The organism is Streptomyces sp. NPDC104106 (assembly GCF_055584345.1).
In genome coordinates, this window is sequence record NZ_JBVJMF010000021.1 from 140351 (window position 1) to 155482 (window position 15132).

Below are 15132 nucleotides of genomic sequence, written 5' to 3' on the forward strand. Positions count from 1 at the left end.
ACGCACCGGACGCCGCTCCCTGACGGGCAAACGTTGCCTGCCGGGGCACTAGGCGAGCGGTCGCGGCTGGGTCAACTCGTCGTACACACTGAGCACTTGAGCCACCGTCTCGTCCTCGGTCGGCCAGCCGGCGGCCTGCCGCACCCCGGCCTCGCGCAGCTCCTGGCAGCGGCGCGGATCGGCGAGGAGGCGTACGACGGTGTCCGCGAGCGCCTCCGGGTCGCCGTACGGGACGAGGGCGGCCGCGTCCCCGACGAGGTCGGGGACGCCGCCGACCCGGGTCGCGACGAGCGGCACGCGCGCGTACAGCGCTTCCTGGGCGAGGACCGAGCGGGACTCCCAACTGCTGGTCAGCAGCGCCAGGTCGGCGGCGGCGAGCAGGTCGGCCACGTCCTCGCGGCGGCCGATGAGCCGCACCGGCAGTTCCTCGTCCTCGATCCGCCGGGCCAGGTGCGCGCGCAGCGCCCCCTCCCCCGCGATCACGACCAGCGGGGCGGGGTCCAGCTCCCGCCAGGCGCGGGCGGCGTCGAGCAGCACGTCGTAGCCGCGGTGGCGGTCGAGGGAGCCGACGGCGATGAGCAACGGGCCGGAGCCGGCGCCGAGTTCGGCGCGGACCTTGGCGCGCAGCCGGTCGGGGTCGTCGCGGTCGACGGGCGTGCGCCGGCCGGGCAGGCCGACGGCGGCCAGCCGGGCGTCGCGCGCCCCGGTCCGCCGGGCCCGGTCCACCAGGTCGGAGCTGGTGCCGAGGACCACGGTCGCGGTGCGCACCACGCGCCGCTCCAGCAGCCGGAGCATGTGCGCCCGCGGACCCTCCGCACGGGCCCGGTCGTGCCAGGTGACGACGAGCGGGGTGGACCGGCCGCTGAGCGCGAGCACGGTGCGGAAGGAGGCGTGCAGCCCGTGGGCGTGCACCAGGTCGGCGTTCGCGCACGCCGCCCGGAGCGCGGCGACCGAGACGGGGTCGCTGCTGCGCGGCACGTGCACGTGCTCGGCGCCCGTGCCGGTGAAGTCGTAGGCGCGGTCGGCCTCGACGGGGGCGCACACGGTCACCCGCACGCCCCTTGCCACGAGCCCCTCGGCCAGGGAGCGCACGTGCACGCTGCTGCCGGCGTTGCCTCCGCCCAGCACCTGCACGGTGCGCAGCGGCGACTGACCGTGCGGCGCGTTGCTGCTCAGGGGGCTCACGGGGCCGGGGCTCCTGGTTCGACGTGGGCGGTCACGAGGAAACGTACAGAAGGTAGCGGGCGCATGGGGGCGGAAGGACGTACCCCGCGAGCCTCCCGCGCGGACCGGTCCGGGCCACCGCCCGGCCCGCGTTCCCCGTCAAGCATGCCAGGACGCGCGGCCGTTGCGGGAAGACCGGGCGGGCGCACTGTGCGGCGGGCCGGGGCAATGCGCCGGAGCACGTCACCCACACGGGTGAGGAGAACCCCGGCTCGGGCGCACCCAGTGGACGCGGATCCGGCGAGGTCAGACGGTCACAGGGAACGCGCCAGGGCGGTCACCCGGTCGCCGCACACGGCCGCGGCCACGACCGCGACGGCGTGCGCGAGCAGTCCCGCGCGCCGGTTGCCCGCCACGACGGCCGCCCCCAGCGCGGCGCCGAGGGCATGCGCCCCCGTGTCCCCGAGCATCGCGCGCTCCCCCAGGTCCTCGGTGGAGCACGGCCGCGGCGGCGCCCATCGCGGCCGCCGCCAGATCGGCACCGGGCCCGGTGCGCAGCAGCCCCGGCCCGCCGAGCGCGAGCACGCAACCGGCCGCCCGGCCCGGCCGTACGCCGACGAGATGGACGAAGTGCGCCGCCCCCGCGATCACGATCCCGGCGAGCAGCTTGCCCAGCGGCCGCTCCTTCAGCACCGCGCCGACGACCAGACCGGCGGCCGAGATCCCGAACAACTTCACGGCCCCGCTGATGACTTCGCCGTGCCGCAGCGCGCCGAGGTGCGCCCGCAAGCCGCGCCGGACGTCCCCGCAGAAGTGGCCGGCGACGTCGTCGTAGCCCCCGCAGGCCGCGGCGGCGAACACGGCGGCCCCCGCGGCCGGGTGCACGCGCGCGGCGGCGAGCGCCGTGCCAACGGCCGAGGCGGGCCCGGCGTACAGCTCGACGGTCCGCCCGGCGTGGTTCTTCCGCTCCCACCGCGCGCGCGTGCCCGGCGCGCGCCGGCGCAGGGCGGCGGTGCCGGCGCGGGTGACGGCGGCGGCGAGCGCGAACGAGCCCGCCACGGCGGCGGCGCCCGTCCGGTCCCTCACGTGTCCGCCCGTGCCGTCGCCAGCAGCTCCTCGGCGTGCGCGCGGGCCGTCTCGGAGTCCTCCTGACCGGCCAGCATCCGCGACAGCTCGCGGATCCGCTCCTCGCCCTCCAGCACCTTCACCCCGGACCGGGTGACGGACCCGTCGTCGGTCTTCTCGACCAGCAGCTGCCGGTCGGCGAAGGCGGCGACCTGCGGGAGGTGGGTGACCACCACGACCTGAGCGCTCTTGGCGAGCTTGGCCAGCCGCCGCCCGATCTCGACCGCGGCCTTGCCGCCGACACCGGCGTCGACCTCGTCGAAGAGGTACGTCGGCACGGGGTCGGTGCCCGCGAAGACGACCTCGACGGCGAGCATCACGCGGGACAGCTCACCGCCGGAGGCGCCCTTGGCGATGGGCCGCGGCGGGGCGCCGGGGTGCGGGGCGAGCAGCAACTCGACCTCGTCCGCGCCCGACGGGCCGTAGGCGACCGTGCGGCCGCCGACCTCGACGCCGTCGGGGTCCTCGGTCTGCCGGATGTCGAAGGACACGCGCGCGTGGGGCATCGCCAGCGAGGCCAGCTCGGCGGTCACGGCGGCGGCGAACCGCTCGGCGGCCTCCGTCCGGGCGTCCGTCAAGGCCTGCGCCAGCCCGCCCAGTTCGCCGCGCAGCGCGTCCCGCTCGGCGGTCAGCTCCTCGATCCGCTCGTCGTCGCCGTCCAGCTCGGTCAGCCGGGCGGCGCTGCGCTCTGCCCAGGCCAGCACGGCGTCGATGTCGTCGCCGTACTTGCGCGTCAGGGCGGTGAGGGCGGCCCTGCGCTCCTCCACTGCGGCCAGCCGCAGCGGATCGGCGTCGAGGTCGTCGGCGTACCCCGCCAGCTCACCGGCGACGTCGCCGAGCAGGATGCCGATCTCCCCGATCCGGTCGGCCATCGCGGCCAGCGCGGGGTCGTGCGCGCGTACGGCCTCCAGGGCCCGGTGGGCGCCGGCGACGAGGGTGGCGGCGTCGATCCCCTCGGGGTCCTCGGGATTGCCGGCGAGAGCGGCGTGCGCGGCCGTCGCGGCGGACGACAGCGCCTCGGCGTGCCCCAGCCGCTCGGCCTCCTCGGCCAGTTCGGCGTCCTCCCCGGCCCGCGGCTCGACCCCGGCGATCTCGTCGAGGCCGTAGCGGAGCATGTCGGCTTCCTGCGCCCGCTCGCGCGCGCGCGTGGTGATCTCCTCCAGTTCGGCGGAGACGGCCCGCAACCGCCGGTAGGCCTCGGCGTACTTCGCCAGCGGCACGGCGACGGCGTCCCCCGCGTACCGGTCCAGGGCCTGCCGCTGCCGGGACAGTTTCAGCAGGCCCTGCTGGTCCGTCTGCCCGTGTACCGCCACCAGGTCGTCAGCCAGCTCGGCGAGCAGCCCGACGGGCACGCTGCGGCCGCCCACGTGCGCGCGTGAACGGCCCTCGGCGGAGACGGTCCGGCTGATCAGCAGGGCACCGTCGTCCAGCTCGGCGCCGGCCTCCTCGGCGCGTACGACGACGGGCGCGCCCGCGGGGACGGTGATCCGCCCCTCCACGACCGCCTTGCCGGCCCCGATCCGTACGAGCGCCGGATCCGCCCGCCCACCGAGCAGCAGCCCCAGGCTGGTGACCACCATGGTCTTGCCCGCACCCGTCTCACCGGTGACGGCGGTGAACCCCGGCGACAACTCGACGACGGCATCGTCGATGACCCCGAGCGACCGTATCCGCATCTCCTCCAACACGGAACAGACCATACGAGGTCCGGGGTGCCCAGTGCACACGGGCCGCCGGTCTCACTCCGTCGAGTGGTGCGGCGCCCCCCGCCATCCCGTGACCGGCAGCGCGAACTTCGCCACGAGCCGGTCCGTGAAGGAGGAGTGGTGCAGCCGGGCGAGCCGCACCGGCACGGCCCCGCGGCGCACCTCCACCCGCGCCCCGGGCGGCAGCTCCACGGTCCGCCGGCCGTCGCACCACAGGACCCCCGGCGGAATGTGCGGCAGCACCTCCACCGCCAGCACGGAGTCCGGCGAGGTCACCAGCGGCTTGGCGAACAGGGCGTGCGCGCTGATCGGCACCATCAGCAGCGCCTCCACCTCGGGCCACACCACGGGCCCGCCGGCGGAGAAGGCGTACGCCGTGGACCCGGTCGGGGTCGACAGCACGACCCCGTCGCAGCCGAACCCGGTCACCGGGCGGCCGTCGATCTCCAGCACGACTTCCAGCAGCTTCTCGGCGCCGGCCTTCTGCACGGCCGCCTCGTTCAGCGCCCAGTCGGTGTGCACGATGTCCCCGTTGCGGTGCACGACGACGTCGACCGTCATCCGCTCCTCGACCTCGTACGAGCGCGCCACCACCCGGTCGACCACCCGATCGAGGTCGTCCCGCTCGGCCTCCGCGAGGAATCCCACCCGCCCGAGGTTGACGCCGAGCATGGGCACCCCGGACGCCCGGGCGAACTCGGCGCCGCGCAGCAGCGTGCCGTCGCCGCCGAGGACGATCAGCAGCTCGCACCCGTCGAGGCAGTCCGGGGTCGCCTCCTTGACCAGCTCCACCTCGTCGGGGAGCGGCAGGTCGCGCGCCTCCTCCTCCAGCACCCGCACCCCGATGTCATGCCGGACCAGCCCCTTGACGACGAGTTCCGCACTGCGGATCGCCGCGGGCCGCCCGGTGTGGGCGAGCAGGAAAACAGTACGCGCCAGGTTCTGTGTCAACGCGGCCCCTCCGCCAGTGCACGGTCGACGTCTGCCGGGTCCAGGCGCGGGGCGCCGGACCGCAGCCAGAGAAAGTACTCGACGTTGCCCGAGGGCCCGGGCAGCGGGCTGGCGGTGACACCACGCACCCCGAGCCCCAGCTCCCAGGCCTTCTCGGCCACTCCGCGCACGGCCTCCGCCCGCAGTTGCGGACTCCGTACGACACCCCCGCTGCCGAGCCGTTCCTTTCCCACTTCGAACTGCGGCTTGACCATCATCACCAGGTCGGCGTCCGGCTTCACGCACCGCTTGAGGGCCGGCAGCACCAGCCCGAGCGGGATGAAGGACAGATCGCCCACGACAAGATCCACAGCTTCCCCGTCGATGGCGTCGAGCGTCAACTCCCTTACGTTCGTACGGTCCTTGACGGTGACGCGTTCATCCTTCTGCAGCGACCACGCGAGCTGTCCGTAGCCGACGTCCACGGCGACGACGTGAGCGGCGCCCGCGCGCAGCAGGACGTCGGTGAAGCCGCCGGTGGACGCGCCGGCGTCCAGCGCGCGCCGGCCCTCGACCACGAGCCCCCGCGGGACGAAGGCCGCGAGCGCGCCCGCGAGCTTGTGCCCGCCCCGGGAGACGTAGTCGGGGTCGCTGTCGTCGGCCCGGACGACGATCGCCGCGGCCGTCTCGACCTGCGTGGCGGGCTTGGTCGCCACGGCCTTGCCGACGGTGACCCGGCCGGCGGCGATCAGCTGGCTGGCGTGCTCGCGCGAGCGCGCGAGCTTCCGGCGGACCAGCTCCGCGTCCAGACGACGGCGTGCGACTCCTGCCACGTTCGGTTCAGCTCCTGTGTTGGTGCGCCGGTCAGGGCGCCTTGGTACGACGATTACGAGGGGGAGGGCACCGGAGGTCCCGGGCGGGCGTCGAGCGCGGTGAGCGCGTCCCGCAGCCCCCGGTGTACATCCTCGTACACCTCGACGTGTCCGTCGGTGGCGAGGTGGTCGGTGTCGGCGAGCCGGTCGAGCTGGGCGTCGACGTCGGCGTTGCCGGTGGGGGTGCGCGGGACGTTCAGGGGGGCGGGTGCGGCGGGGTCGTACGCCTCCTGCGCTCCCCGCGGCTCCACCGCCTCCCACGCCGAGTCCTGCGGGATCTCCGTCTCCGCAACCGAGTCGTTCATGCCCCGACGCTACCCCGAACCGCTGCGGTACCGTCGGGGCGATGGCCACGATCGAGGAGTGCCGCGCCGCACTGGAGAAGCTTTCGGACAACATGCAGGGCGCCGACGGCGACGTCCGGGCGGCCGCCGCCCTGGACCGCTCGGTGAGCTGCCACATCACCGACCTGGACGTCACCTTCGTCGGCCGGCTGACCGGCGGCCGCATCGAGGTGGAGACCACCCGCCCCGGCCCGCCGGGCGAGAAGGCGCAGATCAGGCTCGCCATGGCCGGCGACGACCTGGTGGCCCTGGTGAACGGCGAACTGAACTTCGCCACCGCCTGGGGCACCGGCCGGGTAAAGCTGGAGGCGAGCCTGCTGGACCTCTTCCGCCTCAGGAAACTGCTGTGACGGGCCTCGCCGAGCGACGGTGATCCGGGAACGCCCGGCGGCTGCGCCCCGGGGACCCGGCGACGCCTGATACGGGGATCGCCGAGCGACGGAGGGCGCGCCGGCAAGCGGAGGCGTCCCCGGTACGGCGAGACGCTGAGACGGGGCTCATTGAGCAACGTACGCCCGCGACGGCGAGCGACCGCGAACCGTGGCCCCCGAGCGGCGATGATCCGGGGGCGGCCAGCGGCTGCGACCCGGGGCCCGGCAAACGGCCCCGACCCGCGGCGGCGAGGCGCTGAGACGTGGAGCCGACGGCGTCCCGAGGCGGCGAGGCGCGCCAGCAAGCGGAGGTGCCCCAGGACAGCGAGACGCTGAGACGAGGCACGCCGAGCGGCGGTGGCCCGGGGGCGGCGAGCAGCTGCGAACCGTGGCCCGCGAGCGGCTGTGAACCGAGGTGGCGAGACACTGAGACGAGGCTCGCCGAGCGACGGTACGCCCGGGGCGGCGAGCGACTGCCAACTGTCGCCCCGGAGCGGATGCAAAGCGGGATGGCAAGGCGCTGAGACGAGGGTCGGCGAGCCGGCGGCGTCCCGAGGCGGCGGGGCGCGCCGGCAAGCGGAGGTGCCCCGGTACGGCGAGACGCTGAGACGGGACTTGCCGAGCGGCGGCGAGGCGCTGAGACGGGGCCCGGCAGGCGGCCCTGACCCGAGGGGCAAGCACTGGTCCCAGTTCGGCAAGCCATCACGGCCGTGCCCGGAAAGCCGCCGGGACTTGGGGTGGCGAGGCCCTGTGAGCAGGGCCGCAAGCAGCGGTGAGGACGGCAGGTCGCAATGGCCCACGTCTAAGCACCCTTGACCCGACAGGAAGGGCACCGGTACCTGGACCGACGCGCCGCCCTGACACAGGCCGGAAGGCCGCGGCGCCCCGGCCCCACAAGCCGCCGTGACCCGGGTCAGGAGGCTGCCGGCACCTTCTGTGCCCGCGCCTTGCGCGCTGCCGGTACGACGAGTGGGGTGCCCGTCTCGGGGTCGTCGATGATCTGGCAGCGCAGCCCGAAGACGTCCTCCACCAGCTCGGCGGTGACGATGTCGTGCGGGGCGCCCTCGGCGACGACCGTGCCACCGCGCAGGGCGATGAGATGGGTGGCGTAGCGGGCCGCGTGGTTGAGGTCGTGCAGGACGGCGACGAGGGTGCGGCCCTGGGTCTCGTGCAGCTCGGCGCACAGGTCCAGGACGTCGATCTGGTGCTGGATGTCGAGGTAGGTGGTCGGCTCGTCCAGGAGCAGCAGCGGGGTCTGCTGGGCCAGCGCCATGGCGATCCACACGCGCTGGCGCTGCCCGCCGGACAACTCGTCGACGTACCGGTCGGCCAGCCCGTCGACCCCCGTGTGCCGCATGGACTCCTGCACGACCCGCTCGTCCTCCGCAGACCACTGGCGCAGCAGGCCCTGGTGCGGGTAGCGGCCGCGGCCGACCAGGTCGGCCACGGTGATGCCGTCGGGCGCGATGGACGACTGCGGCAGCAGACCGAGGGTCCGGGCTACCGTCTTCGCGGGCATCGACTGGATGACCTGCCCGTCGAGCAGCACCCGGCCCGCGCTGGGCTTGAGCATCCGCGACAGCGCCCGCAGCAGCGTCGACTTGCCGCACGCGTTCGGGCCGACGATCACCGTGAAGGAGTTGTCGGGGATCTCCACCGACAACTGCTCGGCGATGACGCGCTGTTCGTAGGCGAGGGTGACGTTCTCGGCGGACAGGCGGTTCACAGTGCTCCTTGAGGTGTTCGGGTGCGTGCCGCTCATATCCGGCCCGCCCTGCGCTCGGTGACCAGCAGCCACAGCAGATAGCCGCCGCCGAGGAATCCGGTGACCACGCCGACGGGCAACTGGTCGGCGCCGAAGGCGCGCTGTGAGGCCCAGTCGGCCGCGACCAGCAGGGCGGCGCCCATGCACAGGGACGGCACGAGGTTCGGTCCGGGCGAGCGGGTCAGCCGCCGGGCGAGCTGCGGCGCGGTGAGCGCCACGAAGCTGACGGGTCCGGCGGCGGCCGTGGCGGCGGCGGTGAGCAGCACGCTGGAGACCATCAGCACCAGCCGGACGCGCTGCACGCGCACCCCGAGGGCGTTCGCGACGTCGTCGCCCATCTCCATCATCCGCAGCCCCCGCGCGTTGGCGAGGACGACGGGCACGAGGACGGCGCACAGCGCGAGCAGCGGCCAGACCTGGTCCCAGTCACGGCCGTTGAGGGAGCCGGTCATCCACACCACGGCGCGGGCCGCGTCGACCATGTCGGCCTTGGTGAGCAGATAGCCGTTGACAGCCGTGGCGATCGCGGACACACCGATACCGACCAGGACCAGCCGGTATCCATGCACACCCTGCTTCCAGGCGAGCAGATAGATGGCACAACCGGTCGCCAGGCCCCCGATCAGCGCGCCGAGGGTGACCTGGGTGGCGCTGCCGGACATCAGCACGATCATGATCAGCGCACCGGCCGTCGACCCCTGCGAGAGACCGAGGACGTCCGGGCTGCCGAGCGGGTTGCGGGAGACGGACTGGAACAGGGCGCCGCCCAGCCCGAGCGAGGCGCCGACCAGCAGCCCCACCAGGACCCGCGGCAGCCGCAGCTCGCCCACGATGAAGTCCTGGTACGCGTTGCCGTTCCCGGCGAGCGTCCTGAGCACGTCGGCCGCGGGGATCTTCGCGTCGCCGGTGCCGATCAGCAGCACGCCCGCGCCACCGGCGGCCACCAGCAGCAGCACGACGACGATCACGGCCCGCACGTCGAGGCGCAGCGAGAGCCCGCCCGGCGTGCGGACGGCCCGGCTCGCGCCGACGGCCCGGTTCATGGATCGGGTCTTCACAGCTGGGCCGTCCTCCGCCGTCGTACGAGAAAGATGAAGACCGGGCCGCCGATGATCGCGGTGACGATGCCTACCTGCAGTTCCGAGGGGCGGGCCACCACCCGGCCGACGACATCGGCGCCGAGCAGCAGCACGGGCGCCAGGACCGTGGCGTACGGCAGGATCCACCGCAGGTCGGGGCCGGTGAAGGAACGTACGACATGCGGGACCATCAGGCCGACGAACACGATCGGACCGCAGGCGGCGGTCGCCGCACCGCACAGCACCGTGGCGGCCAGCATGGCCAGCGCGCGGGTGCGGCCCAGGTGGGCGCCGAGGGCACGGGCGGTGTCGTCGCCCATCGCCACGGCGTTCAGCGGCCGGGCCAGCGCGAGCGCGAGGAGCGTGCCTGCCGCGAGGAACGGCAGCACCTGCAGGATCGTCGAGTTCGTGGCCGAGGCCAGCGAACCGACCGTCCAGAAGCGCATCTTGCCCAGCGCCGCGTCATCCATGATCATCACGGCCTGGAGGTAGCCGTAGAGGGCCGCGCTGATGGCCGTACCGGCGAGCGCGAGCCGGACCGGGGTGGCGCCCCGGCTGCCGCCGAGGAACCACACCAGCGCCCCGACCGCCGCCGCGCCGAGGAACGCGAACCACACATAGCCGGTGAGGCTCGTGACGCCGAGGAAGGTGATGGCCGTGACGACGGCGGCGGAGGCACCGGCGTTGATGCCGAGCAGCCCGGGATCGGCCAGCGGATTGCGGGTGAGCGCCTGGAGCACGGCACCGGACAGTCCGAGCGCGGCACCGGCCAGCAGCCCCAGGCACGTACGCGCGAGCCGCTGGTCCACCACGACGTCCCCGTACGTGCCCGCGTCATGGAACAGGCCGTGCCAGACCTGGTCCGGCGACAGCGCTTTGGCGCCGATCGCGATGCTCGCCAGGGCGACGAGCACCAGGACCGCGACGGAGAGCAGGAGCCCAAGGGCCCGTACCGCCTTGCGACTTGGGGGCGCGGGGGCGGTCTCCGCGCGCTGTTTCGGAGGACTGTCGACCAACACGAGGTTAGGTTAGCCTACCCTCGCTCCGAATCTCGTTCCCGGGGGCGCCCGCCCCCGCCATCGACTCTCAGAGTCCGAGCCGTGCCAGCGCCTTTCCCCCGTCCAGCCCGCAGGAGCCCTCACCGGCCGACGTCCAGGCCGCCGCGCACAGCGCCCGCAGCCCGTCCAGCGGCTCGCCGTCGCCCTCCAGCTCCAGCCGGTCCGCTCCGGCCGTCGCCGTCCAGCCACCGCAGCGGAAGCCCTCGCCCGCCGCCGTGACCTCCGGCTGCCCGGTGAGCAGCCCGCGCAGATCGGCGTCCACGTACGTCGGCCGGTGCCGCGGCGGTGCCGCCAGCAGCAGGCCGGCGTCGGTGACGCCGGTCAGCACCAGCAGCGAGTCCACCCCGCCGTTGAACGCCCCCTCGATGTCCGTGTCCAGCCGGTCCCCGACCACCAGCGGCCGCCGTGCGCCGGTGCGGATGATCGTCTCCCTGTGCATCGGCGGCAGCGGCTTGCCCGCGACCTGCGGCTCCTTGCCCGTGGCGATCCGTACGACCTCCACGGCCGCGCCGTTGCCCGGCGCGATGCCCCGTCCGCCAGGGATCGTCAGATCCGTGTTGGACGCGAACCACGGCACCCCCCGCGCCACCGCGTACGACGCCTCCGCGAACCGCCCCCAGGTCAGATCGGGCCCGCCGAAGCCCTGCACCACGGCCGCCGGGTCGTCGTCCGCCGACTCCACCGGCACGAGGCCCCGCTCGCGCAGCGCCACCCGCAGCCCCTCGCCGCCGATCACCAGCACCCGCGCCCCGGCCGGCACCTGCTCGCCGATCAGCCGCGCGACCGCCTGCGCGGACGTGATGACGTCATCCGCCGCCGTCGGTATGCCCAGCTCCGTCAGATGCCCGGCCACGGCGTCCGGCGTCCGCAGCGCGTTGTTCGTGACGTACGCCAGACGCATCCCGCCCGAGCGCGCCACCGCCAGCGATTCGACGGCGTGGGCGATCGCGCTCCCGCCCGCGTACACCACCCCGTCCAGATCGAGCAGCGCCGTGTCGTACGCCTCGCTCAGGGGCTGCCCACTGCCCTCGGGCCTCGTCCTGACCGCCTGGCTCATTCCACATCGCTCCTCGTTCGATCGCTTTCCCCCGATCATCCCGCACGCCACTGACACACGTACGATGCCGGGATGAATACCGCAGGTCACTCGGAAGCAAAGGCGCGCCGAGGCCTGGAACTGAAGCCGTTCCGAGGCCTTCGCTACGACCCCGAACGGGTCGGCAGCCTCGCCTCCGTCACCTCCCCGCCCTACGACGTCGTCGTCCGGCCCGACGGGGTGCACCACCTCCAGTCCGCCGACCCGCACAACATCGTCCGGCTGATCCTGCCCCAGGCCGGCACCCCTAGCGCCCGCACCGAGCAGGCGGCCGACACCCTGCGCCGCTGGCTCGCCGAGGGCATCCTCACCGCGGACCCGGAACCCGGCCTGTACGTCTACGAGCAACGCGACGGCGGCGGCCTGCTCCAGCGCGGTGTCATAGGGGCGCTGCGGATCACGGAGCCCGCGGAGGGAGTCGTACTGCCGCACGAGGACGTCATGCCGCCCGTGGTCGCCGACCGCGCGGGCCTGATGCGCGCCACGCGCGCGAACCTGGAACCGCTGCTCCTGACCTACCGCGGCGACGGCACGACCGCCGAGGTCATCGAGCGCACGGCGCAGCGGCTCCCGCTGCTGTCCACGACCACCGAGGACGGCTTCCACCACCGCCTGTGGTCGGTCACCGACCCGACCGAGCTGACCCGCGTCCAGACGGACCTCGCCCAGCACCAGGCCCTGATCGCGGACGGCCACCACCGCTGGGCCACCTACCGGCTGCTCCGCGCGGAACAGCCGGCCCCCGGCCCCTGGGACTACGGCCTGGTCCTCCTCGTCGACACCGCCCGCTATCCGCTGCGCGTCCGTGCCATCCACCGTCTTCTGCACGGGCTGCCGGTCGCGGACGCGCTGACCGCCGTGGCGGGCCTGTTCCGGGTCCGGCGCCTGGACGTACCCCTCGCCGAGGCCCTGGCGGTGCTCGCCGACGCGACCTGCACGGGCAACGCCTTCCTGCTGGCCGGTGACGGCGCCTTCCACCTGCTCGACCGCCCGGATCCGGACCTGCTGGCCCGCACGGTCCCGGCCGACCGGCCGGCCGCCTGGCGCTCCCTGGACGCCACGGTCCTGCACGCCACGCTGCTCGACCACGTCTGGCACATCCCCGAGGACTCCCCCGCGCACATCGCCTACATACACGACACGGCCGCGACGGTGGCCAAGGCGGAACGCGACGGCGGTACGGCCGTCCTGCTGCACCCCGTCCGCGAGGAGGTCGTCCGCGACCTGGCCCGCCAGGGCGTCACCATGCCCCGCAAGTCGACGTCGTTCGGCCCGAAGCCGGCGTCGGGGCTGGTGCTGCGGGCGCTGGAGATCTGAGCACACGGAAGACCGACGGCAACACGAAAGAGGGCAGACTCCGCTCGGAGCCTGCCCTCTTCTCAGTGACGGTGCGCGATGCCGGACATCAGTCCTTGTCGCCGTCCTCCCCGTCCTTGTCGCCGCTCTCCTCGGCGTCGGAAGCCCGCACGGCCTGGCCGGACTCGTCGGCCTCGGTCTCTTCCTCGCCCTCGGTCTCGCTCTCGTTCTCGTTCTCGCTCTCGTTCTCGTCGAGGGCGTCGACGAACTCCACCCCGTCCAGCTCGGCGAGCCGGTCGGAGGCGTCCGTGCTGCCGTCCCGGTCGGCCTCGACGGCCTTGGCGAACCACTCGCGTGCCTCGCTCTCGCGTCCGACGGCCAGCAGGGCGTCGGCGTAGGCGTAGCGCAGGCGCGCGGTCCACGGCTGGACCGAGTTGGAGGCCAGCTCGGGACTCTGGAGGGTCACGATCGCCGCGTCCAGCTGGCCCATGTCACGCCGGGCACCGGCCGCGACCAGCCGCATCTCGACCTGACCGGCCTTGTCCAGCTTGTGCACCTCCGGGGCACCGGCCATGTCCAGTGCCTTCTCCGGCCGCCCGAGCCCACGCTCGCAGTCGGCCATCACCGGCCACAGCTCCACACTGCCGGTCATCCGGCGCGCGGCCCGGAACTCGGCGAGGGCCTCGCTGTACTTCTGGTTGGCGTACGCGGCGAACCCGGCCGCCTCGCGTACGGCGGCCACGCGGGACGCCAGCCGCAGCGCCACCTTGGAGTAGCCGTAGGCGCCCTCGGGGTCCTCGTCGATGAGCCGGGCCACCATCACCAGGTTCTTGGCGACATCCTCCGCGAGCGTCTTCGGCAGGCTCTGCAGCTCCTGCCGGACGTCCTTGTCGATCTCGTCGCCGGTGACGTCCTGCGGGATCGGCAGCCGCTTGATCGGCTCACGGTCGCGATCGCGGTCACGGTCGCGATCGTCACGGAAGCGGCCACCACCCCGGCGGTCGTCGCGCCGGTCGTCACGGCGCCCGTAGCCGCCGCGGTCGTCGTCACGCCGGAAGCCGCCCGGCCGCCCGCCCCGGTCGTCCCGGCGGGGCCCACGGCCACCGCGCTCGTCCCGGCCCCGGAACCCACCGCGCTCACCGCGGCTGTCGTCCCGCCGGAAACCGCCACGGTCCTCACCACGCCTGTCGTCACGGCGGTCCTCACCACGCCTGTCGTCACGGCGGTCCTCACCACGCCTGTCGTCACGGCGGTCCTCACCACGCCTGTCGTCACGGCGGTCGTCGCGGCGCTCGTAGCCGCGGCGGTCGTCGTCACGCCGGAAGGCCGGACGCTCACCGCCCCGGTCGTCCCGGCGGAAGCCCCGGTCGTCACGCCGGTCATCACGACGCGGCCCACGATCCCGGTCATCACGCTGGAACGCCGGACGCGAACCCCGGTCCCCCTCACGGCGATCGTCCCGGCGACCGACGAAGCCACCACGGTCCCCGCGGTCCCCGCGCTCGCCGTAACCACCCCGACGATCATCACGCCGGTCGTCACGGCGGCCGTAGCCACCACGGTCGCGGTCGCCGTAGTGGCCACCACCCCGGTTGTCGTCTCGCCGGAAACCGCCACGGTCCTCACCACGCCTGTCGTCACGGCGGTCGTCGCGGCGCTCGTAGCCGCGGCGGTCGTCGTCACGCCGGAAGGCCGGACGCTCACCGCCCCGGTCGTCCCGGCGGAAGCCCCGGTCGTCACGCCGGTCATCACGACGCGGCCCACGATCCCGGTCATCACGCTGGAACGCCGGACGCGAACCCCGGTCCCCCTCACGGCGATCGTCCCGGCGACCGACGAAGCCACCACGGTCCCCGCGGTCCCCGCGCTCGCCGTAACCACCCCGACGATCATCACGCCGGTCATCGCGGCGGCCGTAGCCACCACGGTCATCACGCCGGTCATCACGGCGGTCGTCACGCCGGTCATCACGGCGGTCGTCACGCCGGCCGTAGCCGCCGCGGTCGTGGGCGGCACGGTCGCTGCCACGGCGGTCGCTGTCCCGGCGGTCCCCACGGTAGCCACCACGGTCGCCGCGGTCACCACTGTCCCGTCGCCGCTGGTCGCGCTCCGGTCGGTCGTCGGGAGAGTTGGTGGACATGGTGACTCCTGTCTTCGGTACCGCAAGCATTGTAAAAACGAAAGGACCCCTGGTCCCAGCTGAACGCTGGTGACCAGGGGTCCTTCCAAAGATTGTTCGGCGGTGTCCTACTCTCCCACAGGGTCCCCCCTGCAGTACCATCGGCGCTGTGAGGCTTAGCTTCCGGGTTCGGAATGTAACCGGGCG

Annotated in this window: 12 protein-coding genes, 1 rRNA gene and 1 pseudogene; 2 read left to right on the plus strand and 12 right to left on the minus strand. The window is 74.0% G+C overall.

All coding sequences use genetic code 11. The annotated features are described in order from the left end of the window. Positions 1 to 48: 48 nt before the first annotated feature. The 6 genes and pseudogenes from ACZ60X_RS35940 to ACZ60X_RS35965 all read right to left on the minus strand — a co-directional run bounded on the left by ACZ60X_RS35940 (position 49) and on the right by ACZ60X_RS35965 (position 6102). Positions 49 to 1185, minus strand: coding sequence for a glycosyltransferase family 4 protein (locus ACZ60X_RS35940; protein WP_469607832.1), 1137 nt, complete (start codon positions 1183 to 1185; stop codon positions 49 to 51). 293 nt (positions 1186 to 1478) lie between these two features. After that, positions 1479 to 2250: pseudogene (locus ACZ60X_RS35945) on the minus strand (hypothetical protein). Further along, on the minus strand, positions 2247 to 3989 hold the full coding sequence (recN, locus tag ACZ60X_RS35950; protein ID WP_469607834.1) for a DNA repair protein RecN: 1743 nt from the start codon (positions 3987 to 3989) through the stop codon (positions 2247 to 2249). The pseudogene ACZ60X_RS35945 and the gene recN overlap by 4 nt, the downstream one beginning before the upstream one ends. A 39-nt stretch (positions 3990 to 4028) precedes the next feature. Beyond that, entirely contained in the window at positions 4029 to 4946 is a 918-nt protein-coding gene (locus ACZ60X_RS35955) for an NAD kinase (RefSeq protein ID WP_469607836.1), read from the minus strand. Then, positions 4943 to 5758 (minus strand): TlyA family RNA methyltransferase, encoded by an 816-nt coding sequence (locus ACZ60X_RS35960; protein ID WP_469607840.1) that lies wholly within the window; start codon positions 5756 to 5758, stop codon positions 4943 to 4945. Before ACZ60X_RS35960 ends, ACZ60X_RS35955 begins: the two co-directional genes overlap by 4 nt. Before the next feature lie 53 nt (positions 5759 to 5811). Further along, entirely contained in the window at positions 5812 to 6102 is a 291-nt protein-coding gene (locus tag ACZ60X_RS35965) for a hypothetical protein (RefSeq protein ID WP_469607843.1), read from the minus strand. A 41-nt stretch (positions 6103 to 6143) separates the two neighbouring features. On the opposite strand from ACZ60X_RS35965, the gene ACZ60X_RS35970 reads away from it, so the two are divergent. Beyond that, a complete protein-coding gene (locus tag ACZ60X_RS35970; protein WP_469607845.1) occupies positions 6144 to 6491 on the plus strand; it encodes an SCP2 sterol-binding domain-containing protein in 348 nt (115 codons plus the stop codon). Positions 6492 to 7425: 934 nt separating this feature from the next. Here the strand turns inward: ACZ60X_RS35970 and ACZ60X_RS35975 are convergent. The 4 genes from ACZ60X_RS35975 to ACZ60X_RS35990 form a co-directional block, all read right to left on the minus strand. Next, positions 7426 to 8274, minus strand: a complete 849-nt coding sequence (locus tag ACZ60X_RS35975; protein ID WP_469607848.1) for an ABC transporter ATP-binding protein — start codon at positions 8272 to 8274, stop codon at positions 7426 to 7428. Then, positions 8271 to 9320, minus strand: coding sequence for a FecCD family ABC transporter permease (locus ACZ60X_RS35980; RefSeq protein ID WP_469607870.1), 1050 nt, complete (start codon positions 9318 to 9320; stop codon positions 8271 to 8273). The genes ACZ60X_RS35975 and ACZ60X_RS35980 overlap by 4 nt, the downstream gene beginning before the upstream one ends. 11 nt (positions 9321 to 9331) lie before the next feature. Next, positions 9332 to 10375: a FecCD family ABC transporter permease gene (locus ACZ60X_RS35985; protein ID WP_469607850.1), complete on the minus strand. Its 1044-nt coding sequence runs from the start codon at positions 10373 to 10375 to the stop codon at positions 9332 to 9334. 67 nt (positions 10376 to 10442) lie between these two features. Next, positions 10443 to 11471 carry an HAD-IIA family hydrolase gene (locus tag ACZ60X_RS35990; RefSeq protein ID WP_469607853.1) on the minus strand — a complete coding sequence of 343 codons (1029 nt, stop codon included), beginning with the start codon at positions 11469 to 11471 and terminating at the stop codon, positions 10443 to 10445. Between the two features lie 72 nt (positions 11472 to 11543). Here ACZ60X_RS35990 and ACZ60X_RS35995 point away from each other — a divergent pair, with 72 nt between their 5' ends. After that, on the plus strand, positions 11544 to 12827 hold the full coding sequence (locus ACZ60X_RS35995; RefSeq protein WP_469607856.1) for a DUF1015 domain-containing protein: 1284 nt from the start codon (positions 11544 to 11546) through the stop codon (positions 12825 to 12827). Between the two features lie 88 nt (positions 12828 to 12915). On the opposite strand, the gene ACZ60X_RS36000 is transcribed toward ACZ60X_RS35995, so the two are convergent. After that, on the minus strand, positions 12916 to 13734 hold the full coding sequence (locus ACZ60X_RS36000; protein ID WP_469607872.1) for a tetratricopeptide repeat protein: 819 nt from the start codon (positions 13732 to 13734) through the stop codon (positions 12916 to 12918). A 1306-nt stretch (positions 13735 to 15040) separates the two neighbouring features. After that, positions 15041 to 15132, minus strand: a 5S ribosomal RNA gene (rrf, locus tag ACZ60X_RS36005); the annotation flags it as partial.